The sequence below is a fragment of the Streptomyces sp. NPDC091292 genome (assembly GCF_044757265.1).
Classification (GTDB): Bacteria; Actinomycetota; Actinomycetes; order Streptomycetales; family Streptomycetaceae; genus Streptomyces.
Window position 1 is genome coordinate 110965 of the sequence record NZ_JBIVUQ010000017.1, and the last position, 23552, is coordinate 134516.

The 23552-nt window shown below is 70.4% G+C and carries 21 protein-coding genes; 7 read left to right on the forward strand and 14 right to left on the reverse strand.

The features are described 5' to 3' along the window. Nucleotides 1-297: 297 nt before the first annotated feature. Nucleotides 298-1143: a helix-turn-helix transcriptional regulator gene (locus ACIQNU_RS33565; RefSeq protein ID WP_401373597.1), complete on the reverse strand. Its 846-nt coding sequence runs from the start codon at nucleotides 1141-1143 to the stop codon at nucleotides 298-300. Nucleotides 1144-1244: 101 nt separating this feature from the next. Between ACIQNU_RS33565 and ACIQNU_RS33570 the strand changes: the two genes are divergently transcribed. Beyond that, on the forward strand, nucleotides 1245-2267 hold the full coding sequence (locus ACIQNU_RS33570) for an SDR family NAD(P)-dependent oxidoreductase (protein WP_401373599.1): 1023 nt from the start codon (nucleotides 1245-1247) through the stop codon (nucleotides 2265-2267). 31 nt (nucleotides 2268-2298) lie between these two features. Here ACIQNU_RS33570 and ACIQNU_RS33575 read toward each other — a convergent pair whose 3' ends face one another. Beyond that, nucleotides 2299-2751 (reverse strand): VOC family protein, encoded by a 453-nt coding sequence (locus ACIQNU_RS33575; RefSeq protein WP_401373601.1) that lies wholly within the window; start codon nucleotides 2749-2751, stop codon nucleotides 2299-2301. Nucleotides 2752-2871: 120 nt separating this feature from the next. Here ACIQNU_RS33575 and ACIQNU_RS33580 point away from each other — a divergent pair, with 120 nt between their 5' ends. The 3 genes from ACIQNU_RS33580 to ACIQNU_RS33590 all read left to right on the forward strand — a co-directional run bounded on the left by ACIQNU_RS33580 (nucleotide 2872) and on the right by ACIQNU_RS33590 (nucleotide 5935). Continuing rightward, nucleotides 2872-3309, forward strand: coding sequence for an ArsR/SmtB family transcription factor (locus ACIQNU_RS33580; RefSeq protein ID WP_401373603.1), 438 nt, complete (start codon nucleotides 2872-2874; stop codon nucleotides 3307-3309). Nucleotides 3310-3377: 68 nt separating this feature from the next. Beyond that, nucleotides 3378-3866, forward strand: a complete 489-nt coding sequence (locus tag ACIQNU_RS33585) for a MarR family winged helix-turn-helix transcriptional regulator (RefSeq protein ID WP_401373605.1) — start codon at nucleotides 3378-3380, stop codon at nucleotides 3864-3866. Nucleotides 3867-4003: 137 nt separating this feature from the next. Further along, nucleotides 4004-5935, forward strand: a complete 1932-nt coding sequence (locus ACIQNU_RS33590) for a DHA2 family efflux MFS transporter permease subunit (protein WP_401373606.1) — start codon at nucleotides 4004-4006, stop codon at nucleotides 5933-5935. A 153-nt stretch (nucleotides 5936-6088) separates the two neighbouring features. Here the strand turns inward: ACIQNU_RS33590 and ACIQNU_RS33595 are convergent, their stop codons facing one another. The 4 genes from ACIQNU_RS33595 to ACIQNU_RS33610 form a co-directional block, all read right to left on the reverse strand. After that, nucleotides 6089-6883, reverse strand: a complete 795-nt coding sequence (locus ACIQNU_RS33595; protein WP_401373608.1) for an ABC transporter permease — start codon at nucleotides 6881-6883, stop codon at nucleotides 6089-6091. Further along, a complete protein-coding gene (locus ACIQNU_RS33600; protein WP_401373610.1) occupies nucleotides 6880-7908 on the reverse strand; it encodes an ATP-binding cassette domain-containing protein in 1029 nt (342 codons plus the stop codon). The genes ACIQNU_RS33595 and ACIQNU_RS33600 overlap by 4 nt, the downstream gene beginning before the upstream one ends. A 96-nt stretch (nucleotides 7909-8004) precedes the next feature. Then, nucleotides 8005-8847 (reverse strand): DUF4097 family beta strand repeat-containing protein, encoded by an 843-nt coding sequence (locus ACIQNU_RS33605; RefSeq protein ID WP_401373611.1) that lies wholly within the window; start codon nucleotides 8845-8847, stop codon nucleotides 8005-8007. A gap of 130 nt (nucleotides 8848-8977) precedes the next feature. Then, nucleotides 8978-9493: a hypothetical protein gene (locus tag ACIQNU_RS33610; RefSeq protein ID WP_401373613.1), complete on the reverse strand. Its 516-nt coding sequence runs from the start codon at nucleotides 9491-9493 to the stop codon at nucleotides 8978-8980. 1300 nt (nucleotides 9494-10793) lie between these two features. Here ACIQNU_RS33610 and lpdA point away from each other — a divergent pair. Beyond that, nucleotides 10794-12197 carry a dihydrolipoyl dehydrogenase gene (gene lpdA / locus ACIQNU_RS33615; protein ID WP_401373615.1) on the forward strand — a complete coding sequence of 468 codons (1404 nt, stop codon included), beginning with the start codon at nucleotides 10794-10796 and terminating at the stop codon, nucleotides 12195-12197. 101 nt (nucleotides 12198-12298) lie between these two features. On the opposite strand, the gene ACIQNU_RS33620 is transcribed toward lpdA, so the two are convergent. The 4 genes from ACIQNU_RS33620 to ACIQNU_RS33635 all read right to left on the reverse strand — a co-directional run bounded on the left by ACIQNU_RS33620 (nucleotide 12299) and on the right by ACIQNU_RS33635 (nucleotide 18609). Then, nucleotides 12299-14434 carry a HelD family protein gene (locus ACIQNU_RS33620; protein ID WP_401373616.1) on the reverse strand — a complete coding sequence of 712 codons (2136 nt, stop codon included), beginning with the start codon at nucleotides 14432-14434 and terminating at the stop codon, nucleotides 12299-12301. A gap of 43 nt (nucleotides 14435-14477) precedes the next feature. After that, nucleotides 14478-15158: a TetR/AcrR family transcriptional regulator gene (locus ACIQNU_RS33625; protein WP_401373618.1), complete on the reverse strand. Its 681-nt coding sequence runs from the start codon at nucleotides 15156-15158 to the stop codon at nucleotides 14478-14480. A gap of 54 nt (nucleotides 15159-15212) precedes the next feature. Beyond that, entirely contained in the window at nucleotides 15213-17525 is a 2313-nt protein-coding gene (locus ACIQNU_RS33630; protein WP_401373619.1) for a phosphotransferase family protein, read from the reverse strand. A 208-nt stretch (nucleotides 17526-17733) separates the two neighbouring features. Next, on the reverse strand, nucleotides 17734-18609 hold the full coding sequence (locus tag ACIQNU_RS33635) for a winged helix-turn-helix domain-containing protein (protein ID WP_401373621.1): 876 nt from the start codon (nucleotides 18607-18609) through the stop codon (nucleotides 17734-17736). 202 nt (nucleotides 18610-18811) lie between these two features. On the opposite strand from ACIQNU_RS33635, the gene ACIQNU_RS33640 reads away from it, so the two are divergent. After that, a complete protein-coding gene (locus tag ACIQNU_RS33640) occupies nucleotides 18812-18994 on the forward strand; it encodes a hypothetical protein (RefSeq protein ID WP_401373623.1) in 183 nt (60 codons plus the stop codon). A 74-nt stretch (nucleotides 18995-19068) separates the two neighbouring features. On the opposite strand, the gene ACIQNU_RS33645 is transcribed toward ACIQNU_RS33640, so the two are convergent. After that, nucleotides 19069-19776 carry an HAD family hydrolase gene (locus ACIQNU_RS33645; RefSeq protein WP_401373625.1) on the reverse strand — a complete coding sequence of 236 codons (708 nt, stop codon included), beginning with the start codon at nucleotides 19774-19776 and terminating at the stop codon, nucleotides 19069-19071. Nucleotides 19777-19805: 29 nt separating this feature from the next. Further along, a complete protein-coding gene (locus ACIQNU_RS33650; RefSeq protein ID WP_401373627.1) occupies nucleotides 19806-20720 on the reverse strand; it encodes a GntR family transcriptional regulator in 915 nt (304 codons plus the stop codon). Between the two features lie 143 nt (nucleotides 20721-20863). On the opposite strand from ACIQNU_RS33650, the gene ACIQNU_RS33655 reads away from it, so the two are divergent. After that, nucleotides 20864-21052: a hypothetical protein gene (locus tag ACIQNU_RS33655; protein WP_401373628.1), complete on the forward strand. Its 189-nt coding sequence runs from the start codon at nucleotides 20864-20866 to the stop codon at nucleotides 21050-21052. Nucleotides 21053-21094: 42 nt separating this feature from the next. On the opposite strand, the gene ACIQNU_RS33660 is transcribed toward ACIQNU_RS33655, so the two are convergent. Beyond that, entirely contained in the window at nucleotides 21095-21937 is an 843-nt protein-coding gene (locus ACIQNU_RS33660; RefSeq protein ID WP_401373709.1) for a GntR family transcriptional regulator, read from the reverse strand. 357 nt (nucleotides 21938-22294) lie between these two features. Next, a complete protein-coding gene (locus ACIQNU_RS33665) occupies nucleotides 22295-23551 on the reverse strand; it encodes a GNAT family N-acetyltransferase (RefSeq protein ID WP_401373629.1) in 1257 nt (418 codons plus the stop codon). Nucleotide 23552 lies beyond the last annotated feature (1 nt).

Genomic DNA, 23552 nt, shown 5'->3' on the forward strand with positions numbered 1-23552 from the left:
CGCGGCGTTATTCGCGCCTCCGCGCGCCTGTTTCGCCGGTCCGGGGTGCCGTACGTCTGGCCTGGTGGGGCCGTTCTCAGGTCGCCCGTGGGGGCTGGGGTGACGCCTCGGAAAAGCTTGGCGAAAATCCGCTCCGGAGAATCGATACGGCGGTCTTTTGTGCGGGAGAACAGATATTCGCGTAGCAGTTGTAAGCGGCGCGAATAAGCCAACACGACCTCGCGGAATTCCGGACACTTCCCGGACGGATTTCCCTCGTGACGCGTTCCCGGACCCGGGCGCCTACTCGACCAGCGTCTACTCGACCAGCGTCTGCGTGCCCAGGACGATGGCCAGCGCGAGGCGTTCGGCGTCCTCGGTGCCCGGCTCGGCGGTGTAGACCGTGACGCGCAGATCGTCCAGGGCGACGAGGAGTGCGTCGCAGTCGAGCGTGATCCGGCCGACCGCCGGGTGATCGACGACCTTGTGGCGTGACGGGTCGGGGAGGGGAGCCGGGGCGTCGGAGTCCCAGAGTTCGGCGAAGCGCGGGCTCTGGTCTGCGAGTTCGCCGATGAGCCGCCGGAGCGCTCGGTCGGCGGGGTACCGGGCGGCGGTCAGCCGCAGGTCGGCGACGAGTCGCGCCTCGTGGTCGGCCTGTTCCCGCGCGGTGTGCACGGTGCGGTTGCCGGGTCCGACGAGGTTGCGCCAGATGGCGTTGCGTTCGATCCCGTGCCAGGTCGATGTCTCGCCCATGAGTGCGTCGTACGGCGCGTTGGCGGTGACGAGCGTCCAGGTGGCGTCGTACACGACGACCGGGGTGTTCGACAGCCGGTCGAGGAGCCGCTGCACGCTCGGCGCGATCCGCGACGGCACGACGTCGGGTCCGGGAGCGGTGAGACCGGCCAGCCGGTAGAGGAGGTCCCGCTCCGGGTCGGACAGGCGCAGCGCCTGCGCGAGCGCCCCGACGACCTGCGCCGAAGGTCCGGTCGCCCGCCCCTGCTCAAGCCGGGTCAGGTAGTCGGTCGAGATTCCGGCGAGCCCGGCCAGCTCCTCGCGCCGGAGCCCGGTCGCCCGGCGGCGCCGTCCGGCCGGAACGCCGACGGTCCCGGGCGCGACGCGGTCACGCCAGCGGCGCACCGTCCGGCCGAACTCCCACGACTCCATGCCCTCAGTGTGCGGCGCGCCGTCGGCGTTGTCCTGGCCCTGGCATTCCTACGACAACACGACGACTGGTTGACCGCCCTCCTTCGTCGGAAGCTCGACTTATGACCTCCACCACTTCCCACACCTCCACGGAAACCGGAACTGTTCTGATCACCGGCCCGACCAGGGGCCTGGGCCGTGCCGCCACGCTCGCCATGGCGGACCGCCCGGACCAAAAACGCCCTGATCTGCTGCTGGTGGGCCGCGCCGGAACGTCCCTCACGGAAGTCGCCGACGAGGCCCGCGCGCGGGGCGCGACGGTCCATGAGATCGGCTGCGACCTGTCCCGGCTCGCCGACGTGCGGGCCGCGGCGGCCACCGCGCGGGCCCTGCTCGACGCCCAGGCGGTACGGCCCCTGCGGGCGCTGGTCGCCAACGCCGGCCAGATGTCCGCCGACACCCGCACCGCGTCGGCCGACGGCTACGAGATGACCTTCGCCGTGAACCATCTCGCGCACGCCCGGCTCATCGGCGACCTGCTCGGCGCATGCAGGGCGCCCGAGGGTGCACCCGCCCGCTCACTCAGCCATGCGCCACTCACCCATGCCCCCGCCCGTGTGGTGCTGCTCGGCTCGAACACGTACCACGCCAATGTCTACCGGCGGATCCTTGGCGTGCCCGCAGCGGAATGGCGCGACCCGGTCGAACTCGCCAGGCCCGCGACCGGGGAGACGAACCCGGGCATGAAGGCCACCGGTGTCGCCTACTCCAACGCCAAGCTGGCGATCCTGTACTACGCCCACGAGTTGCAACGCCACGCCGGGCCCGGCGTCAACGTCTCGGTGTTCGAGCCGGGGTGGATGCCCGGCACCGCACTGGGCCGTGGGACGCCCCCGGCCCTCCAGGCGATGGGGCGCGGCCTGGCACGCCTGCCGGGGGTCGCCACCCCGGAACGCTCCGGGCCCGCGCTCGCCTCGGTCGCGCTCGACGACAGGTGGGCGAATCTGCGCGACGGCGCGTTCGTGGTGATCGACAAGGTGCGGGACGTACTGCCCGTGGCGCAGGACCGCGACCGGGAGCAGCGGCTGTGGGCGGCCACCGCCGAACTCCTCGACAAGGCCGAAAGGGCGGGGACGCCCAGCTGACCAAGTCAAAGGGGCTGCTGGCAGTACCTAGCTAGTCGCGTGGCGGGCTGGTCGCGGGCCCGGCGGCGACGCAGAACTCGTTGCCTTCCGGATCCACCATCACCACATGGTGCTCGTCGTACTCGCCGACGATCGCCCCGCCCGCCTTCACCAGCCGCTCCGACTCGGCCTTGATCCGCGCCCAGCGGTCCTCCGGGCTCCCATGACCCGGCACCCGAACGTCTATGTGCAGCCGGTTCTTCGCCGTCTTGGGCTCCGGGACCTTCAGGATCGCCAGTCGGGGGCCGGTACGGTCCGGGGCGCAGAGCCAGGCGCCGTCGTCCAGCGAGTCGTCCTCGGGCAGGTCGAAGCTCGCGTGCCATTCCGCGCGGGTCGCGAAAGGCGCGGGCGGCGGCTCGTCCACGTAACCGAGGGCCGTCTTCCAGAAGTCGGCGACGCGCTGCGCGTCCGTACAGTCGAGGGTCAGATCGAAGCTGATGGCCATGAGACGACCGTACGGCCCACCACTGACAACCCGGACTGATCATGCGGACTGACCATGCGGACTGACCAATCCGGACTGAACAATCCGGCGGGACCCCCTCCGCGCAAGTACCCTATTTGCATGGACGCGCAAGAAGATTCCTGGGACGCCGAGGCCGCCGAGCGGGCCGTGACGGTACTGAAGGCCGTCGCCGACCCCTCGCGGTACCGGCTCCTGTGGGCCCTCAGCCGGCGCGAGCTGCCGGTGAGCGAGCTAGCGCGGGTGCTCGGCGCGCATGTCGCGGCGACCTCGCAGCACCTGGCCAAGCTGCGGGCGGCCGGTCTCGTGGACTCGCGACGCGACGGGACCCGGATCTACTACCGCGCCGCTGACGTGCGGGGACTCCTGGACGAGGCGGTTCTCGCGGCGGACGCGGTGAGCGGTGGCGGGAGTGGGCCGCTCGTGGCGGACGGCGACGCGGTACCGAAACCCGCCGAGGCCGAGGCCGGGTCCCGGTCCCGTGCGGGGGCCAGGCGGGCGGCTCGCGCACCGCACTCGCAGCCGGCCACGGAACAGTAGCCACCGCCACCCCTATTACTCATTAGCGGATAATCCGCGACGGAACATTTCTCGCTACCCTGGCCCGCATGACCGCCATGGCTCCCACCCGTACCGAACCGGACCTCTCCTTCCTCCTCGACCACACCAGCCACGTCCTGCGGACCCGCATGGCCGCCGCGCTCGGCGAGATCGGGCTGACCGCGCGGATGCACTGCGTCCTCGTCCACGCCCTCGAAGGCGAGCGCACGCAGATCCAGCTCGCCGCCATCGGCGACATGGACAAAACCACGATGGTCGTGACCGTCGACGCCCTGGAGGCGGCCGGCCTCGCCGAGCGCCGCCCGTCGAGCAAGGACCGCCGCGCGCGGATCATCGCCGTCACCGAGGAGGGCGCGCGGGTCGCCGAGCAGAGTCAGCAGATCGTGGACCGGGTGCACGAGGAGGCACTCGGGGCCCTTCCGGAGGGCGAACGCGAGATTCTCGTACGGGCGTTGGAGCTGCTGGTGGACGGGCATCTGGCTGCTCCGGTGGAGGGTCCGCAGGCGGTACGGAGGGCTCGGCAGCGGGGGAAGTAGCGGAAGCAGCCCGCACCGAAGTGCGCAACCCAAGCGCGCAACCGAGGCCCGCGAATCTCGTACCGAAACAAATAGTCTGCAACAAAACCATCTGCTACGGTCAGTCCTGTCGGCTTCCCTGACAGGAGAGACCACTCATGACCCGTGTATCCGCTGAGCCAATAGATGTGACCCGGCGCCGCGTCGCGCTGATCGTCATCGCCGCCAGCCTCCTGATGGTCGTCCTCGACGGCAGCATCGTCACCGTCGCGATGCCCACCATCCAGAGCGACCTCGGGTTCTCCCCGGCCGGGCTGAGCTGGGTCGTCAACGCGTACCTCATCGCCTTCGGCAGCCTGCTCCTCCTCGCGGGCCGGCTCGGGGACCTCATCGGGCGGAAGCGGATGTTCCTCGCGGGCATCGCCGTTTTCACCGCGGCCTCGCTGCTCGCGGGCGTCGCGGACGGCCCGGCCACTCTGATCGTGGCGCGGTTCCTGCAAGGCGTCGGCAGCGCGATGGCGTCGGCGGTCGGGCTCGGGATCCTCGTCACGCTGTATCCACGCCCGGCCGAACGCGCCCGCGCCATCGCGGTGTTCAGCTTCACGGGCGCGGCCGGGGCCTCGATCGGGCAGGTGCTCGGCGGGGTCCTCACGGACGCGCTCTCCTGGCACTGGATCTTCTTCATCAACCTGCCGATCGGACTCGCGGTCCTCGCCCTCGCCGTCCCCGTGCTCCCCGCCGACCGGGGGCTCGGCCTGGCCGCCGGCGCGGACGTGATCGGGGCGATGCTCGTGACGGCGGGGCTGATGCTCGGGATCTACACCGTGATCCAGGTCGAGCGGAACGGCTGGACGGGCGCGCCCACCCTCGCGTTCGGCGCGGTCGCGCTCGCGCTGCTCGCCGGGTTCGTGGTCCGCCAGGCCCGCGCCGCGACCCCGCTCATGCCGCTGAGAATCTTCCGCTCGCGGGCGGTCACGGGGGCGAATCTCGTCCAGATGCTGATGGTGGCGGCGCTGTTCTCGTTCCAGATCATGGTGGCGCTGTATCTCCAACGGGTCCTCGGATACGGGGCGTTGGAGACCGGACTCGCGATGCTGCCGGCGGCCGTGGTGATCGGGGTGGTGTCACTGGGCGTGTCCGCCCGCCTGAACGCCCGCTTCGGCGAGCGCCGCGTCCTCCTGACCGGCCTGCTGCTTCTGATCACCCTCCTGGTCCTCCTCACCCGGCTCCCGGTGCGGGCCCACTACTCCACCGACGTCCTCCCGCTCATGTTCCTCGCCGCCGGATTCGGCCTGGCCCTGCCCGCGCTGACGACGCTGGGGATGTCCGGGGCGGACGAGCGGGACGCGGGGCTGGCGTCGGGTCTCTTCAACACGACACAGCAGATCGGGATGGCGGTGGGGGTCGCGGTCCTGTCGACGCTGGCGGCGTCGCGCACGGAGTCACGGGTGGCAGCGGGAACGGGGGCGGCGGAGGCGCTGACCAGCGGATATCACCTGGCGTTCGGGGTGGGGGCGGGGTTGTTGGCGGGGGCGTTCGGGGTGGCGTACTGGGTGTTGCGGGGCGTGGGGGGCGTGGGGGGCGTGGGGGGCCGTACGGAGTCCCCTGTGGCGGCGGAGTCGGCTAGCCCGGCGGAGTCGGCTGGTCCGGCGCCGCGCCGCCTCACGGATTCGGCACTCTCGGCGCTCCTCTCCGAGCAGCAGTTCGGCGTACTGGCGGCGGTCCGCTCCACGGGACACCCGCACCTGTCGACGGTGCTGTACCGGTGGGACCCGGAGGAGCGGGTGGTACGGGTCTCGACGACGGCGGAACGGCTGAAGCCCCGGCAGTTGCGACGGGATCCGCGGGCGGCGCTGCACGTACAGGGGCCGGATGTGTGGTCGTTCGCTGTGGCGGAGGGCGCGGCGGAGATCTCGCCCCCCACGCTGACACCCGGCGACGACATCGGCCGCGAACTCCTCTCCCTGACCCCGGGCTTCCCGACCCCGGCGGCGGAACGCGCCTTCCTCGCCCAGGCGGTACGGGAACACCGGGTGGTGATCCGGCTGAAGGTGACGCGGTTGTACGGGACGGCGCTGGATGTCGGGTAGTGGGGGGCGGTGAACGGGGGCCGGGGCGGGAGGAACGGGGGCGGGGCGGCGTACTCCGACGGGGGTGTCGGGGTACGCCGCCCTGGGGTGGCGCGGGCTGGGGAGTTGGGCAGGGGCGGGGGCAGGTGCGGGGATTGGCGCTCGGCTCTGCGGTTACTTCGGGTCGCGGTTGAAGAGGGACTTGGACCAGAAGTAGCCGAGTACGGCCAGGGCCAGGCACCAGGCGACGGCCAGCCAGCCGCTGTTGCCGATCTCGGTGCCGAGCAGGAGCCCGCGCAGGGTCTCGATGGCCGGGGTGAACGGCTGGTACTCGGCGATCGGCCGGAACCAGCCCGGCATCGCGTCGAGCGGCACGAAGGCGCTGGAGAGCAGCGGCAGGATCATCAGCGGCATCGCGCTGTTGCTGGCCGCCTCGGCGTTGGGGCTGGACAGACCCATCCCGACGGCGATCCAGGTGAGCGCCATGGAGACGAGGGCCAGCAGCCCGACCGCCAGGATCCATTCCAGGGCGGTGGCGTTCGTGGACCGGAACCCGATGGCCACGGCGACGGCCCCGACCAGGACCACGCTCATCACGCACTGGATGACGCTGCCGACGACGTGCCCGATGAGCACCGATCCGCGGTGGATCGCCATCGTGCGGAAGCGGGCGATGATGCCCTCGTTCATGTCCGTGGCGACGGAGACCGCGCTGCCGATGGTGGTGCCGCCGATGGTCAGCAGCAGGATGCCCGGGACGAGATAGGCAATGTAGTCGGACCGGTCGGCGCCACCGCCGCCGATGCCGGCGCTCATCACGTCGCCGAAGATGTAGACGAAGAGCAGAAGCAGCATGACGGGCGTGAGCAGCAGGTTCAGGGTGAGGGACGGGTAGCGCCGGGCGTGGAGCAGGTTGCGGCGCAGCATGGTGGACGAGTCACGGACGGCGAGGGAGAGGGCGCTACTCATCGGACGTCTTCCTTGCTCTGGTTGGGGACGGCGGTGGGGGCGTGGGTGGTGGAGGTGGTGGAGGCGGTGAGGGCGAAGAACACGTCGTCGAGGTCGGGGGTGTGGACGGTGAGTTCGTCGGCCTCGATGCCGAGGGAGTCCAGCCAGTCGAGGAGGGAGCGCAGTTCGCGCTGGCTGCCGTCGCTGGGGATCTGGAGGGCGAGTGCGTCGTCGTCGCGGGTGGATTCGCGCAGGGCGGTGGCGGCGGACTGGTAGGCGGCCGGGTCGGAGAAGCGGAGCCGTACGTGTCCGCCGGGGATGAGCCGCTTCAGCTCGTCGGCGGTGCCCTCGGCGGCGATCCTGCCGTCGTGGAGTACGGCGATACGGTCGGCGAGTTCGTCGGCCTCCTCCAGGTACTGGGTGGTGAGGAAGACGGTGACGCCGTCGGAGACCAGTTCGCGGATGATCCCCCACATGGTGTGGCGGGAGCGGGGGTCGAGGCCGGTGGTCGGCTCGTCGAGGAAGATGATCCGGGGGCTGCCGACGAGGGTCATGGCGATGTCGAGGCGGCGCTTCATACCGCCGGAGTAGCTCTGGGCGGGCTTCTTGGCGGCCTCGGTGAGGTCGAACCTCTCCAGCAGTTCGGCGGTGACCCGCCGCCCCTCGCGCTTGGACAGGTGGTGCAGGTCCGCCATGAGGAGCATGTTCTCCTCACCCGTGATCAGACCGTCGACGGCGGAGAACTGCCCGGTGACACCGATCGCGGCGCGCACCCCCTCCGGTGAGTCGGCGATGTCGTGGCCGGCGACCTGGGCCTGTCCGCCGTCGGCGCTGATGAGCGTGGAGAGGATCTTCACGGCGGTGGTCTTGCCGGCGCCGTTCGGCCCGAGCAGCGCGAAGACAGAACCGGCGGGGATGTGCAGGTCGATGCCGTCGAGGACGGTCTTGTCGCCGTACGACTTGCGCAGACCGACGGTGGAGACGGCGGCGGCCGGGGACGGGTGACCGTCGCTCCGCTTGGACGTGGGCATGACAGATGAAGGCATGGGGCCCTCCCGTTCGGGGGCTGGGGTGATGGGGAAGTGAGTGGGGTGGGGGGTGAGGTGGGGTCAGGGGCCGATGCGCCGATGCGCCGACTGAGGTCAGGGCTTGGCGCGGCGGACGTCGATGTTGCCCCACTTGGTGCGGGCGCGGATCTTGACCGTGTCCTCGGTCGTCTCCGGGGTCTCGGACGCGGTGAGCGTGTTCCGTACCTGACCGGCGTTCGAGCTGGCGTCGAGCCAGGCGGCCGTACCCTCGCGGACGCCGATCTCGATGGCTCCGAAGGAGGTCTCCAACTGGACGGTGCCACGGGCGACTTCGGCGACGCGCAGGGTGCCGTGGGCGGTGGTGACCGCGACCGAGGCCTCGGCGCGCGCGACGTCGATGTCGCCGTGCGCGCCCCGCACCCGCAGGTCGCCTGTCACGGCACCGACGGTTGTGCTGCCGTGCGAGTTCTTCAGGACGGCGGTGCCGTCGATCAGACCGACACGCAGGCTGCCGGAGCTGGTGGTGATCTCGGCCATGCCTTCGACCCGGTCCACGGTGATCGAGCCGTGCGAGGCGGTCAGCTTGAGCGGGCCGGTCGTGTCGAAGCGGGCGTCGCCGGAGGAGGTCTTCACGTGGACCTCACCGAGCCGACCCTCGCCGAGCACCTGGGTCCAGGCGCCGGTCATGTCGAGACTCGAACCCGTGGGCAGGTCGACTGTCACATCGACGGTGCCCGTGCGGCCGAACATGTTGGACTTGGGTGTCCGGACGGTCAGTACGCCACTCGCGTAAGTGACCTCGGTCTGGTCGGCCGTCCGCACGTCCAGGTCCTTCTTCGGGTCGCGGGGCCGCACCTCGACGAGGGTGTCGGGGCGGTCGCCGGCGCTGAACTGGATGGAACCGGCCTCCACGCGGGCGGTGACCGAGATCGGTGCAGGAGTGTCGAAAGAAGGCATGGCTGTCCCGTCCTCTTGGGTCTTCAGGGCGTCCCCGCTGGTGGGACGTGGTGTGGGCGAAGTGAGGTGTGGTCGAAGTGAGGTGTCGTCGAGGTAGTGCGGGCGGGGGGCGAACCCCGGGGGTGGGCGGCTAACGCACCCAGCCGGTGAAGCTCTGCCCGACGGTCTGGGCCTTCTCCGTAGTACGCGGCCGGGTGCCGCCGTCGACCGCGGCCGACACGGCCCGTACCAGCCAGGCGTTGACCGACAGGCCCTCGCGGTTCGCGGCCTCTTCGGCGCGCGCCTTGAGGTGGGCGGGCAGCCGCAGATTGACGCGGGCGGTGCCGCCCTCGTCGCCGTCGGCCGGCGCCTTGAGCGGTTCGAGAGGTGCGGTCGGCTCCACGAGGGCGTCGCCGCCGTGGGTGGCCGCCGGTGTCACCACGAAGTCGGGGTCGAGCCCTCGCAGCCGTAGGTCGACGGAGCCGGGGGCCAGTTCGCGGGTGATCTCGTCCATCGCGGCGGAGAGAACGTTGAGCAGGGTCAGCCGGGTCGCCGACTCCAGCGGAGCGGTGAGCCTGTCGGCCAGCTCACGAGCTTCGTCGCCACCGGCTTCGGCGGCCACCGCAAGCTCGCGGCGGAGGGAGTCGACATACGGGGTGAGATCCATGACGCCATCATGGCACCACAATGGCGCCACGCGCAAGCAGTGAAGTGAAGTTCGAGGGGAGAAGCTTGCTTCGACGCCTCTGACCTGCGGGAATGTAGTCACGCCCGATTGAGCCAAGGTGGCGCCATGCCTGCTCATGTGCGATCGGGGGTGTGGAGTGGCGCTGGATGGCGCCGGGTGGCACCGGATGGCGCCACGTGGTGCCAGTGGGTGCCTGAGCGGCACCGGAGCGGGGGTGCTTGTGGAGGAGTTGCGGGAGGGTTCGGGCGAGGATCGACTCGCGGCTCGTGGGTCGGCCGCCATGGATGAAGCGGATGGTGTCGGGGGCGCGGTCGAGGGCGAGGGGGTGCTCGAACGTTGGTGGCGCGGGGAGAGTGAAACGCCACCCGATTTCGCCTCCACGACGGGGCACCACCGAGCCGACCGGGGAGGAGGTGCTCGAACGTTGCTGGCGCGGGGAGAGCGAACACCATCGGATTTCGCTCCCGCGACGGGGGCACCACCGAGCCGACCGGGTGAGGAGTGGAGGGGGCTGAGGGCCAGAAGAGCTGTCGGCGGCCGGGCCGTGGAGGCGGCGCGGCGGTGTCCGACCGAAGGGTGGGTGGGGAAGACGGGCCGGAGGCGACGATCGGGCGGCAAGCCCCAGCGGGTGGGGGCGGGCCGCAGGCCAAGGGCCGGCCGCAGGCTGAGAGCGGGCCGCAGGCCAAAGGCGGGCCGCAGGCTGAGAGCGGGCCGCAGGCCAAAGGCGGGCCGCAGGCCAAGAGCGGGCCGCAGGCCAAGAGCGGGCCGCAGGCCACAAGCAGGCCGCAGGCCACAAGCAGGCCGCAGGCCAAAGGCGGGCCGCAGGCCAAAGGCGGGCCGCAGGCCAAGAGCGGGCCGCAGGCCACAAGCAGGCCGCAGGCCAAGAGCGGGCCGCAGGCCACAAGCAGGCCGCAGGCCAAAGGCCGGCCGCAGGCCACAAGCAGGCCGCAGGCCATACGGGCGGGCGGGTGGGGAAGCCGGGCCGGAGGCCACAACCGGCCGGCAAGCCCAGCGGGTGGGGAGCAGGCCGCAGGCCAAGAGCGGGCCGCAGGCCATACGGGCGGGCGGGTGGGGAAGCCGGGCCGGAGGCCACAACCGGGCGGCAAGCCCAGCGGGTGGGGAGCAGGCCGCAGGCCAAGAGCCGGCCGCAGGCCAAGAGCCGGCCGCAGGCCAAGTGCGGGCCGCAGGCCGGTCCCGGTCACCGACCCGGAGGGTATGCGCAAGGATCAGAATCAGCACCCACAGGTCCAAGCAAGGCAAGCAAGCCAGGGAGTGTTCCATGGAAGACCGTTTCGACGTCGTCGTACTCGGAGCCGGCCCGGGAGGCTACGTCGCCGCGATCCGAGCCGCCCAACTCGGCAAAACGGTGGCGGTGGTCGAGGAGAAATACTGGGGCGGCGTCTGCCTGAACGTCGGCTGCATCCCGACCAAGGCGCTCCTGCGCAACGCGGAACTCGCCCACATCTTCACCCACGAGGCCAAGACCTTCGGCATCAAGGTGAACGGCGAGGTCTCCTTCGACTACGGCGAGGCGTACCGCCGCAGCCGCCGCGTCGCGGACGGCCGCGTCAAAGGCGTGCACTATCTGATGAAGAAGAACGCGATCACGGAGATCGACGGCCGCGGCACGTTCACCGACCCGCACACCCTCCAGGTCGCCCAGCCGGACGGCACCACGCGCACGGTCACCTTCGAGAGCTGCGTCATCGCGACCGGCGCCACCCCGAAGCTGCTGCCCGGCACCCACCGCACCGACCGCGTCGTCACCTACGAGGAGCAGATCCTCACGGACGACCTCCCCCGCTCCCTCGTCATCGCGGGCGCCGGCGCCATCGGCATCGAATTCGCGTACGTACTCCACAACTACGGCGTCAAGGTCACCATCGTGGAGTTCCTGGACCGGATGGCGCCCCTGGAGGACGTCGAGGTCTCGGCGGAACTCGCCCGCCAGTACCGCAAGCTGGGCATCGACGTCCTGACGTCGACCCGGGTTGACTCCATCGACGAATCGGGCCCGCAGGTACGCGTCACGGTCACGGCCAAGGACGGCAGCCAACAAGTCCTGGAGGCCGACAAGGTTCTCCAGGCGATCGGCTTCCAGCCGAATGTCACCGGGTACGGCCTGGAGGCGGCCGGTGTCGCCGTCACGGAGCGCGGCGCGATCGACGTGGACGGCCGGTGCCGTACCTCCGTACCGCACATCTTCGCCATCGGCGACGTCACCGCGAAGCTGATGCTGGCGCACGCCGCCGAGTCCATGGGCATCATCGCGGCCGAGACGATCGCGGACGCGGAGACCATGGAGCTGGACTACGTGATGATCCCGCGCGCCACCTACTGCCAGCCGCAGATCGCGAGCTTCGGATGGACGGAGGCGCAGGCGCGCGAGCAGGGGTACGACGTCAAGGTGGCGAAGTTCCCGTTCACGGCGAACGGCAAGGCGCACGGCCTCGGCGACACCGTCGGCTTCGTGAAGCTCATCAGCGACGCCACGTACGGGGAACTCCTCGGCGGCCACCTCATCGGCCCCGACGTGACGGAACTCCTGCCGGAGCTGACGCTGGCCCAGCAGTGGGACCTCACGGTGCACGAGGTCGCCCGTAACGTGCACGCGCACCCGACACTCGGCGAGGCCGTCAAGGAGGCGGTGCACGGCCTGGCCGGCCACATGATCAACTTCTGACCCCTGTCACCCCCTGTCACCCCCGTTCACCCCCCTTCACACCCCTTCGCACCCTCGTCACGCCGCCCGCTCACGCCGCCCGCTCACGCCCGGGTCCAGCCTCACGCCCCGAACGGCAGCGGGCGGCTGTGCACGACATCCAGCCGCGACACGGCCCGGGTGAGCACGACGTACAGCCGGTGGGCTCCGCGCGGTTCGGCCTCCGCGACGGCGGCCGGTTCGACGGCGACGACATGGTCGTACTCAAGCCCCTTGGCGAGAGAGGCGGGCAACACGGTGACCCGAAACCCAAGCTGCCCGACCCCGCCCGCCCCGATCCGACCCGCCTCGATCCCGGCCTCCGCGAGAGCCCCCCGTACCCGATCCACCTGCGCGTCGGCGGCGATCACCCCGACCGACCCCTCGAACCCGAGCGCGTCCCGCACCGCGCACACGCTCCCGGCCAGCACATCCGCCACCTCACGCACCCTCAACTCGCCGTCCCGGCGCAGCGACCGGCCGGGCGGTACGTCGACGTCCAGTTCGGCGAGGAGCCGGTTCGCGAACTCCACCAGCGTGGCCGGCACCCGGAACCCGGTGGTCAGCGGCACCACCGGAACCTCCGGGCGACCGAGGTGCCCGAGCAGTTCGGCCCAGTCCCGTACGGCCCAGGGCGCGGTGGCCTGGGCGAGGTCGCCGAGCACGGTGAGTGAGCCGTAGCGCGCGCGGCGGGCGATGGCCCGGCACTGCATCGGGGAGAGGTCCTGCGCCTCGTCCACCACGATGTGCCCGTATCCGCCGGGGTGTTCGAGCAGTCCGGCGACCTCGTCGAGCAGCACGAGGTCGGCGGCGGACCAGCGGGCGGACTTGTACGAGCGCGGGGGCCGCGCCCACAGGAGCGCCGCCCGCTCATCGGGGCCGAGTATCCGGTCGGCCGCGCGCGCGAGGGTGCCCGGGTCGGACAGCACCTCGGCGACGACCTCCTCGGGCCGCACCCTCGGCCAGACCGCGTCGAGGTACGCGGTGACCGGCCGCGACGCGCCGATCCGCCGTACCCACGCACCGTTCTGCGGCCCGGCCCGCCGCTCGGCACGCGCCCGCAAACGCGCCACCACGCGCGTACGGACCCTTTCCCGGCCGGTCCCGTACGGCAGCAGCTCCGCACGGACCTCCGCGACGATCCCGTCGAGTACGTCCCCCGGAACCCGCCAGCGATACGACCCGTCGGCCACGCTGAGGTCATCGCCGACTGTCGTATCGCGGATATCGGTCCCCACGCGCGCGTAGAGGGCGCGATACAGCACCTCGGCCATCCGGGCGTCGTGCTTGACGACGGCGGCGGCCTCCGTGTCCTCGGCCGTCACGGGCTGCCGCGCGATCTCGTCCTCCACGGTCGCCTGCCGCACCCCGGTCTCACCGAGCGCGGGCAGCACCTCGGAGATGTACCGCAGGAAGGTCCGGTTGGGCCCGAGCACGAGCAGCCCGGCGCGCCGGAACCGCTGCGGATGCGTGTAGAGCAGGTACGCGGCCCTGTGCAGCCCGACGGCGGTCTTGCCGGTGCCGGGGGCGCCCTGCACACAGACGGACGCGGTCAGGTCACCCCGTACGAGATCGTCCTGTTCGGGCTGGATGGTGGCGGCGATGTCGCGCATGGGGCCGATGCGGGGGCGCTCGATCTCGCGCGCGAGGAGCGTGCCGGGCGCTGCCGGACCGAGGCGCGCCGCACCGGGCCGCTCATCAAAACGCCCGTCAAGACGCTGGTCAAGACGCTGGTCAAGACGCTCGTCCTCAAGGCCGGTCAGGTCGGCGGAGGCGCCCGTACTGGCCGGGGCCCACCCGAACCGGCGGCGGACGGAGACGCCCTGCGGGGCGCGGGGGCTCGCCTGGTAGAAGGCGCGCGAGACGGGGGCGCGCCAGTCGACGACGAGTGGGGGCGCGGAGGGGTCTTCGGTGATGCGGAGGCGGCCGATGTGGTAGCGCTGGCCCGCGTGGTCACCGGCGGAGGCGGCGGCGGTGAAGTCGAGGCGGCCGAAGAAGAGGGGCCCTTCGGGGAGTTCGCGCAGCTCCTTGGCCTGGCTGCGGAGCGCGTACCCGAGGACTTCGGCGTCGGCACCGGACGCCGACACGTCCTCGCCGATGACGACCTGTTCATCGGCGCCCTCGACCATGGCGGCGAGGGCGGCGCGGCAGACCTCGTGGTAGGCGCGTTCCTGTGTGAGGGCGTCGAGGGTGTCGAGGGCGTCGTCGGGTGGCGTCATTCCATCGAGGATACGCAATAACGCAACCGAGTAACATTTCTTACTAGGTTTTGTTCTGGAGCCCGTCCCGGAGCTGCCCGAAGGCGAGGTCGGCGGCGGCGACGGCGTCGTCCCGTACATCGGACGCGGTCGCGCCGTCCGCGATCCGCCGCCAGTTCTCGTGGGCGAGGACGCGCTGGACGGCGACGATCTGACCGGCGGCGAGCCGGGCGGCGAGACCGGGGTCGGCGCCGTCCGCCAGGGCGCGGGCGAGAGCGGCCTCGGACCGCTCCAGATACCCCTGCATACGGGCGACCAGCGCCGGGGTCCCGTACAGCAGACGGAGGTAGGCGAGGACGGCCGGATGATCGTTGAGGCCGGTCACGGGGTCGCGGCGGTCCAGGCCGGCGAGGAAGTGCCGGTGCAGGGCGTCGAGCGGCGACTCCCCGGCGCCCCGCCCGGCGACCACCCGCGCGGCCTCGTCCTCGTGATCGGCGAACCGATGCAGGACCAGATCCTCCTTGGCCGGAAAGTACCGGAACAGCGTCGGCTTGGAGATCTCAGCGGCAGCAGCCACCTCTGCAACCGATACGGCATCAAACCCGCGCTCCAAGAACAGCGCGACAGCGACATCGGAAACGGCCTGATAAGTCCGCAACTTCTTCCGCTCCCGAAGCCCAGGCTGCTCCCGAAGCCCCGGCCGCCCCCGCACCCCTGCCTCACCCACACCACGCACTTCATCCATGAACACCGAGGGTACGCAGCCCGGCGGACGGCCGATGTGACGCCCCGATGAGGCTCAGCTTCCGGGCACGTCGACCACGTCGATCGCATCAATCGCGTCAATCGCGTCGATCCCGTCGATCCCGTCGACCAGGTCGAAAAGCTCGGCCAGCTCGGCCGGATCCCGGTTCGGCAGCGCGCGCGCCAGATACGGGTTCGCGAACGACTCGGGCCGCAGCCCCAAACACCCGGCCGCCGTGGCCAGCGTGACCGCGTACGAGTCCACCGCGCGGCACACGTTGGGCGCGTCGAGGCCCGTGCGGGTCATCAGCCGGTCGAGGTCCACATACGCCGAGCGGACGATCTCGATCTGCCGGTAGACGTGCCAGTCCTCGCGCCAGCCCTTCGTGTGGGTGGCGGGGAGCTGCTTTTCCCAGCGGTCGAACATGCGCTTGCGGATCTCGGGCGGGGTGGGCGTGAGATGCATGTGGCGGACCAGGTCGTAGAGCGGGTCGCCGATCATCGCCATCTCCCAGTCGATGACGGTGAGTCCGGCGCCGTTCTCGCCGCGCACCAGGTTCCAGGGGTTGAGGTCACCGTGCAGCAGGGCGGGGGCGCGGGGTACGACCCTGTGCCGGGACAGGATCTCGCGCAGCCGAAGGCCGCGCGGCAGCCCGAGCACGGTGGCGAACCGCAGGGACTCGGCGGGCAGCGCCTCGACAAGGCGCACAAGTTCCCTGGTGAGCCAGTCGTAGAAGTCGAGGGTGTCGGCGGCCGGGTCGAGTCGGCGGTGGTCGACCCGGGTGAGCGCGCCGAGTTGGTCCACCAGGTCGTCGGCCTCGTGGGGCAGCAGTCCGTCCACGGGGTGATGGGGCGGCTGGTCGCTGTTCGGCGGCCCCACATAGGTGTGGATGGCGAAGGGGACCCTGCGGCTGCTGGTGCCCAGGGCCACGACGCGGGGCGCCCGCACCCGGGGCGCGTCGCTGCCCGCGGGGGGCTGTGCTTCCTCGATGGCGGCGAGCACGGCGTGTTCGCTGAGGAAGACCCGTTCGCGCCGGGGCACGGACGCCGCCTTGCGGCGGACCACGACGGGAAAGGGCACACCGCTGACCCGGACCACCGAGTTGAGATGGGCGGTGCCCTCGAACACGCGTCCCTCGCGGGCGGCGCTCTCCGCGATCAGCGCCTCGTGTACGGCCGTACGGGGGAAGTCGGGCTGCTCGGGGACCCGCTCGTCGGGCACCCAGTGGATCGCGGTGACCGTTCCGGTGCTCCCGTCGCGGCCGTGTCGCACGGCACGCCGGCGGAAGAGGATCCGCTCGATCTCGCGCTCGTCCGGAAGGTCACGCAGGTCGAGGGGTTCGGCGGCGGCCTCCAGGGCCCGGCGGACCGCGCGCGTGGCCGCGTCGAGGCTCCTCTGGTCGTACGAGCGCTCCAGCGAGTTCGCGGCCCGCATCACGTCGGGGTAGACGGACTGGGCGCGCTCGAAGGAGACGTAGTGCCGCAGGTCGTCGCCGAGACCCTGGAGCGCGGCGGGCCGGAAGCGCCGCATGGCGTCCGCCCAGGCGTCGATCACCTCGTCCCACTGGTCGTCGGGGTAGCGCATGCGCACCAGATGGGTGGCCAGGTCGTGCAGCGGATCGCCGTAACTGGCCAGCTCCCAGTCGACGCAGATCATCGGCGGGTCACCGTGGTACGACATGATCACGTTGTCGCGGTGCAGGTCCGTGTGGAGCAGGCTGAACGGTCGGCGGCGCATCACCGGGACGCGTTCGGCGAGGCGTTCCATCGCGTCGTCCGGGATGCCGAGTTCGGCGAACAGCCCACCGAATTCAGTCCAATTGGGCTGACGGATCTGTCGCTCGGCGAGATGGCAGAGGGTTCTCAGATATCCCTGGCTGTCCGTGTGGTCGGTGGGCCAGTCTGCGGGCAGCCGGGGCAGTGCCGCGCGCCGCACCCGGGTCATCTCGCCGAAGACCTCGGCCAGTGCCTGCACGACGAGCAGGTCGACATGTTTGTCGTCGGGGCAGACGCCGGACAGCGGGACGCCGTCCACATAGCTGTGGACGGCGGTGTCGCCCAGGACGGCCAGACAGCTCGGGACGTTGGGCAGTACGCCCTCGACGGCGCGGAGGATCTCCGATTCGTCCTGCCAGGTCCTGATCACCACCGGCAGCGCGTCGGCCATCCGGCTCCGCACCGTCACGAGGGTTCCGGGTTCCCTGCCGAGCCGCCCGGCCATCGGCTCCGTCAGACCCAGTACGTGGTTCTGGTTGTGGTGCCCCTGGTGGACGGTCCCGAGTTTCCTGGCCAGTTTCACGAACTCGTCGTACACGGCGTCGGGAGCGCATTCCCCGTTGAGCAGGCGGGGAACAGGAGGTGCGCCCACTGGCAGCTCCAGGATTCTCGTGAATACTCCCCCACCGCGGGGGAAAGTGATGCACACCCTAGCGGCGGGAACTGGTCCTTCCGAATCGAGTCCGCCGATTCGTGATGCGGCCCGTGGGCCGCATGGGGTGCCATGAGGGCGTCACCTGGGTGCGCTGTCACTCGTCCGCGAGGGCATGCGCTGTCACTCGTGCGCGAGGGGTGCGCTTTCACTCGTCGGCGAGAAGGTCCCACCACGAGTTGAAGGCCGCCTGCATACTCCCCACGAAGACAGAGCCCTGTGCGTCCTGGTCGTCGTCGGCGACGTAGTGGGTGAGCGTGGAGCCCAGGCCGATCACGTCGAGTGCCCTGACCCGGTCGCCGCCGTCCAGCGCGATGGTGCGCTCGACGGCCTCATAGGGGCCGTGCAGCGCCTCGACGCCGTTGAGGATGTACAGCTTGCAGAACGGGGTCAGCCGCACATGGCGGATGGTGAGCCGGACGGACTCCACCAGCTCCTCGGTCTCCAGGGCACCGAGCACCTCCCGCAGCGACTCCGTGTGCCGGCGGGTGATGGCCCGAAGGCGTTCCCTCAGCCGGGGATCGGCGGGGTCGTCGAGGGAGCGCGGATAAGGCAGCGCGAGCGATTCCGAGGGCAGCAGCATGCGGACGCTGATCGTCTCGGGGGCGATCTCCTCGGCCCGGATCCGCTCCGACTGCACCCGGATGTGCGTGTCCAGGGACTCCGATGTCAGCGTGAAGACGTCCAGCGTGACCTGGGGGCTCTCGAACGCGGCACCGATGAGCGGCCCCAGGGTGAGGGAGCCGGGGCGGCCACCCTTGGGCGCGCTGGAGTGGATCCGCTGGGTCTTCATCACGACCCAGGTCCCGCTGCCCTGGCGGGAGGCCGTCCAGCCCTCGCCCGCGAGTTCGTTGAGCACCCGCTGCACGGTGTCCCGCGAGACCCCGAACTCCTCCACCAGCTCCCGCTGCGTCGGAAAGCGGCTGCCCAACGGGTACGTCCCGTCGGCCAGCCTCGCGCGCAGTACGTCGCCGACCCGCTGCACCTTGTCCCCGCCGACCTTGCCGGGCTGTCCTTCGCTCACATCGCGACCGTACCTCTCCTCTTCAGCGAGCAAACCGCTTTCAGTCAAATTGGCTGCTGTTGAAAGGACTTGACGGGAGTTGGTTACGCGATCAGTCCGCGAGGGGACAACCAATTCAGTGAACCAGTCCAATTGGACGGCTAGTTGATCGGTTCACCGAAGATGACAGATGTGGAAGATGACAGATGTGGGGGTGGGTTCCATGATTCTCCTGCACGTGCTCCAGACACTGCTCTTGCTCGGCCTTGAGCAGGTGCTGCAATGGCGGTTCGGCGCGATGGGCCTGATCGGCCTCGTACTGCTCGGCTTCGGTCTGCATCTGCGGCGCTCCAAGTGGATCTGCCTGAGCGCCGTTCTGTTCGTCCTGCTGATGGTCCAGGGCTGACAGCGGGGCGTGAAGCGACCTTTCACGCCCTGCGCTTGGTCATTCCCTGTGCTTGGTCACGCCCCGCGGCTCGGTCACGCCCCGCGCCTGAGTACCCGCAGCACGGAGTCGAGCGAAGTCACCACCACGTCCGCCCCCGCGTCCAGGAGCAGCTTCTTCTTCTGCTCGTTACGCGCGTAGCCCAGGAACGGCACCTTGACGCTGCGGGCGGCGGCCAGGTCCGACGGGGCGTCGCCGATCATCAGTGCGGCGGCCGGGGCCGCGCCCATCGCGTTCAGGGCGCGGACCAGACAGTGCGGGTCCGGCTTGAGGAGATGCAGGTCCTGGGTGCGGCCGTAGACGTGGGGCGCGAAGCACTCCAGCAGGCCGCGGCCCGCCAGGTACTCGCGGACCACCCGGGGCGAGTTGTTGGTCGCGATGGCCAGCCCGGAACCGACGGCGGACCAGGTCCGGATCAGCGGATCGGCGTAGGCCGTGGGCATCGCCGACGGCACCGCCCGCAACTCCTCCTGCGTGAGGCGCTCCTCCAGCTCCGCCACGAGGTCGCTGCCCGGGTGCCTGCGGTCCACGGCACGCAGCACGACATGCGGGTCGAGGGAGTCCCGTTCGACCTCGCTGAGCAGCCCGTGCAGGCCCCGCCCTTCGAGCCACTCGACAAGATCGCCCGCCACCCGCTCGGCCTTGTGCCCCGCGAACAGCCGGCAGATCGGCCCGTCGAAGTCGAAGAGCACGAAACGTGCACGGTCGATCAGTCCGTGTGCATTTTCGCTCTCTTGTATCACCAGTTCAGTCTGTGCGGTCTCAGAAGTCACTAGGAGAGTGTCAGGTCGGACGTGACGGTTTCCCAGAGGGCGTCGAACCACTTCTGCGACTCCTCCACGAACGTCCCGTCTCGTCCCCCTGCCTGCTTCTCGAACGGGAACAGCACCGACTCGCTGCCGAGCGCGTCGTACATGTCGAGCGTCCCCTCGTCCCCCTCCTCCGCCCGCCTGGTCACCATGTAGTAGGCGAGCAGGGCCTCGGAGGCATTGAGCAGATACAGCTTCACCGGGGGCGTGAACGGCAGGGCGCGGAAGGTGACGCTCACGTCGATGCCGTGCGACGAGCGCAGCGCCCTCAGGTTGTGGCGGAGCACCTGTCCCTGGGCGTTGCGCTGGGCGAGCCAGCGCTGGTGTACGGGGTCGCTCTCGTTGCCCGAGTCGGAGGAGGCGCCCTCGTCGGCCGTGTCGACCGACACCGGGAACGCCAAGGTGATGTCCCTACTCGGGAGCAGGATGCGGACCGCGATCGATTCGGGGCGGATACGGCCCTCGTGGATCTGGCGTACCGGTTCGCCGAGGGCCAGCATCAGGGTCTCCGCCGTGAGGCTCACCGCGTCGATCCGGACCCGTGGCGCCGAGAACGCCTCGGTGAGGCGGGGGGCCAGGGCCACCATCGTGGGCTGGGGCTCGCCGCCGGCTCCCGTTGTCGCCGGGCTGGCGACCCGGGGCGGGCTGCCCTTGCTGACGTTGCTGAGGAATCCGGCCTCCTGGAGATGGCGCAGGGCCTGTCGTACGGCGCCCCGCTCCACGCCGAACTCCTCGGCGAGTTCGGCCTGCGTGGGCAGCCGGTCGCCGGCCTTGAGGACACCCGCCCTGATGCGCTCGCGCAGGTCGTCGGCGATGTCCTGGGGTGAGTACTGGGGCTGACTGCCGTTCACCGCACCGTTCTCCTGTGTCACAACCAAACGCTACAACTTCTCTCCATCTAAAGGGAGTTGTCGGAGAGTTGTTTATGGATCCCAACCAAGTGGGGACAACTCAAGTGTAGTTGGTTGCCAACTTACCCAAGATGGCAGACCACTCCTCCCACCTCGAAGGAGGAACCACCGTGCCTGCTGTCGCATTTCTCTCCGCTGCCTTCGTCGTCGGCTTCGAGCAGCTCGTCCAACTGCGCTACGGCCCGGTCGGCATCGCCGGACTGCTGCTCCTCACCATCGGCATCAAGGCCAAGAACCACACATGCAGCTCGATCGGGGCAGTCGTACTCGCCCTGATGGTGGCGGCCCCGGCGCTCTGAACCGGAAGCCATCGGCCGGAAGCCATCGGGTCAACCACGACGTCACGTCGTCAGCGTCAGATCCGAACTGATCGTGTTCCACAGGGCGTTGAACCACACATGCGACTGCTCCACGAAGGTCGTGTCCCGCAGCCCCGTCCCCTGTTCGAAGGGGAACAGCGGCGACTGCCAGCCCTGGGCGTCGTACATCTCCAGGTACTCGTGGTCGATCTCCTCGCCACGCCGGGCCAGGGTGTAGTAAGCGAACAGGGCCTCGCAGCCGTTCAGCAGATACAGCTTTACGGGCGGGGTGAAGGGCAGCGCCCGGAAGGTGACGTTCACCTCGATGCCGTGCGAGGAGCGCAGGGCGAGCAGATTGTGCCGTAGAACCTGGCCCTGAGCATTGCGCTGCGTCAGCCACCGCTGGTGCAGCCGGCTGTCGGCGCCCGTGTCGGCGGGGACCACCGGGGCCGGGAAGGCGAGGGCGATGTCGCGGCTGGGCAACAGGACGCGGACGTCGACCTTGGCCGGATTCATACGCCCCGCGTGGATGTGCCGCAGCGGTTCACCGATGGCGAGGGTGAGCGAGACCGCCGTCAGACACAGCGCGTCGATCTCCACATGGGGCGCGGCGAACGCGGCGGCGATCCTCGGCGCGAGCGCGACCGTGGTCGACTGCGGCTGCGCCTCGGGCGCCGCGAGCGCGTGCTCGGTCGGTCCGGCGACGGTGGCCGGGCTCCCCTTCGTGACATTGGCCAGCAGGTGTTCCGACTGGAGAATGCGCAGGGCCTGGCGTACGGTGCCGCGCTCGACGCCGAACTCGTCCGCCAACTCGGCCTGCGTCGGCATGCGTTGGCCCGGCCGCAACCGTCCGGACCTGATCCGTCCGCGCAGCTCCCGCGCCACCTCGTGGTGCGTCGGGGTTTCACGGTTCCCAGCTTCCCGGTCCACGACCAAACCCTACAACTTCTCGCCATCTTTGGGGAGTTACCCGAAAGGTGGTTATGAGACGTGCCATCGCGGAGATAAGAACCCTGGAGTTGGTTACCAACTTGGTGAACATGGCTGAGGCTGAACCAGGTTGGGCCGAACCCGGGCTTCCTTCCGGAGGGGAGCCGGAAGCCCGGTCAGGCCGTACCGCCGTACCGCCGTACGACGAAGGAAAGAGAGGTCACGCACCGCACACGCACCGCACGCACCACACGCACCACACGCACCACACGAAGCAGCTCTGAAGTTCGCTACGGACAGATGCCGCTTCGGTCAGAACATGTCCGGGCACCACGGTCGCCTGGACGTACGGAGCAGGGCGTCGGCAACGGCGGCGGCGCCCGCACGCTCCTCCTCCACCCGCCCCAGCGCCGCGAGCCGCACGGCCGACGCGTCCCCGAGCCACAGCTCCGCCAGCTCGCCGGAGCCGACGACCAGATCGGCGGACCGGGTGCTCGGCGCACACGTGGCGCCGTCCGGCGAGGCGTCGAGCTGGAAGCGCCCGCCCGACAGCCCGTCCGGCGCGCTCACCTCGATCACCAGCGACCCGGAACCGGCGTACGTCCGCGCCTCCATGGCCCGTACGACATCCAGGACCCTGATCCACAGCCAGTCCGCCTGGGTGGTGATCCGGGCGGCGCGCGGGTCGGGCAGCAGATGCGGAAGCAAGTCGTCCGGGGCGCGGTAGCCCGTACGGATGGTGGTGATCCAGTCGATCGAGGCCAGGAACAGCCAGAGGGCGCGCTCGGCGGCAGGCGTGAGCGCGATGAGACCGCGCACGCTCGCCGTGTCCAGCGGCTGCTTCGCGTCGCCCCACACATCGTCGGGCTTGAACGTGAGCAGCCCCTCGACCTCGCCGCTCGGCGAGCGGTAGAGCGCGTGGAACGGCTCCGTCCAGGGGTCGGGGCCCACCACTCGCAGCGCGCCCGTCGTGGTCTGCCACCAGCGGTCGTCCCGGTCCACGGCGCCGGGCTGCGCGCGCCGGAAGCGCTCGTACAGGTCGGGGCCGTGCTTGCGTACGTCCTCCGCGTCCACCAGGTCGATACGGGCGCCGTCGTCCGGGCCCGCCCAGCGGGGGTCGAGACCCGCGCGCGGTACGTCGACGCTCCACTGGGTGGCCGTGGTGGCGGGGCCGAATCCGTACCGGCCGTAGATCGGGTACTCGGCGGCGATCAGGGTGGCGAGGACGTCGCCGCGGTCGCGGGCCGCCGCGAGGTCGGTGGCCATCATGCGCGAGAGGAGGCCGCGGCGGCGGTGGGTCGCGGTGACGGTGACGTTGGAAATGGCGTTGGCCCCCACGAGGGCGCCGCCGACCGCGGTGAGTTCCTGCGCGAACGACCGGAAGGTCGCCACACATCGCGCACCGTCGAAGGCGCCGACGGTACGGGACCGGGTGAGCATTGGTTTACGGTGCTCGACCTCGGTCACCGGAACGGACGGTTCCCTGAGGAAGCCGGTGTTCAGGGCGCGGATCCAATCGGGGATCTCGTCCTCGGTCACAGGGCGCACGGATATGTCGTCACGACGCATG

Bases quoted from the DNA above. Each gene is read 5' to 3' on its own strand.
- ACIQNU_RS33565 (WP_401373597.1), bottom strand. From the start codon at position 1,143: ATGGAGTCGTGGGAGTTCGGCCGGACGGTGCGCCGCTGGCGTGACCGC.
- ACIQNU_RS33570 (WP_401373599.1), top strand. From the start codon at position 1,245: ATGACCTCCACCACTTCCCACACCTCCACGGAAACCGGAACTGTTCTG.
- ACIQNU_RS33575 (WP_401373601.1), bottom strand. From the start codon at position 2,751: ATGGCCATCAGCTTCGATCTGACCCTCGACTGTACGGACGCGCAGCGC.
- ACIQNU_RS33580 (WP_401373603.1), top strand. From the start codon at position 2,872: ATGGACGCGCAAGAAGATTCCTGGGACGCCGAGGCCGCCGAGCGGGCC.
- ACIQNU_RS33585 (WP_401373605.1), top strand. From the start codon at position 3,378: ATGACCGCCATGGCTCCCACCCGTACCGAACCGGACCTCTCCTTCCTC.
- ACIQNU_RS33590 (WP_401373606.1), top strand. From the start codon at position 4,004: ATGACCCGTGTATCCGCTGAGCCAATAGATGTGACCCGGCGCCGCGTC.
- ACIQNU_RS33595 (WP_401373608.1), bottom strand. From the start codon at position 6,883: ATGAGTAGCGCCCTCTCCCTCGCCGTCCGTGACTCGTCCACCATGCTG.
- ACIQNU_RS33600 (WP_401373610.1), bottom strand. From the start codon at position 7,908: ATGCCTTCATCTGTCATGCCCACGTCCAAGCGGAGCGACGGTCACCCG.
- ACIQNU_RS33605 (WP_401373611.1), bottom strand. From the start codon at position 8,847: ATGCCTTCTTTCGACACTCCTGCACCGATCTCGGTCACCGCCCGCGTG.
- ACIQNU_RS33610 (WP_401373613.1), bottom strand. From the start codon at position 9,493: ATGGATCTCACCCCGTATGTCGACTCCCTCCGCCGCGAGCTTGCGGTG.
- lpdA (WP_401373615.1), top strand. From the start codon at position 10,794: ATGGAAGACCGTTTCGACGTCGTCGTACTCGGAGCCGGCCCGGGAGGC.
- ACIQNU_RS33620 (WP_401373616.1), bottom strand. From the start codon at position 14,434: ATGACGCCACCCGACGACGCCCTCGACACCCTCGACGCCCTCACACAG.
- ACIQNU_RS33625 (WP_401373618.1), bottom strand. From the start codon at position 15,158: ATGGATGAAGTGCGTGGTGTGGGTGAGGCAGGGGTGCGGGGGCGGCCG.
- ACIQNU_RS33640 (WP_401373623.1), top strand. From the start codon at position 18,812: ATGATTCTCCTGCACGTGCTCCAGACACTGCTCTTGCTCGGCCTTGAG.
- ACIQNU_RS33665 (WP_401373629.1), bottom strand. From the start codon at position 23,551: ATGCGTCGTGACGACATATCCGTGCGCCCTGTGACCGAGGACGAGATC.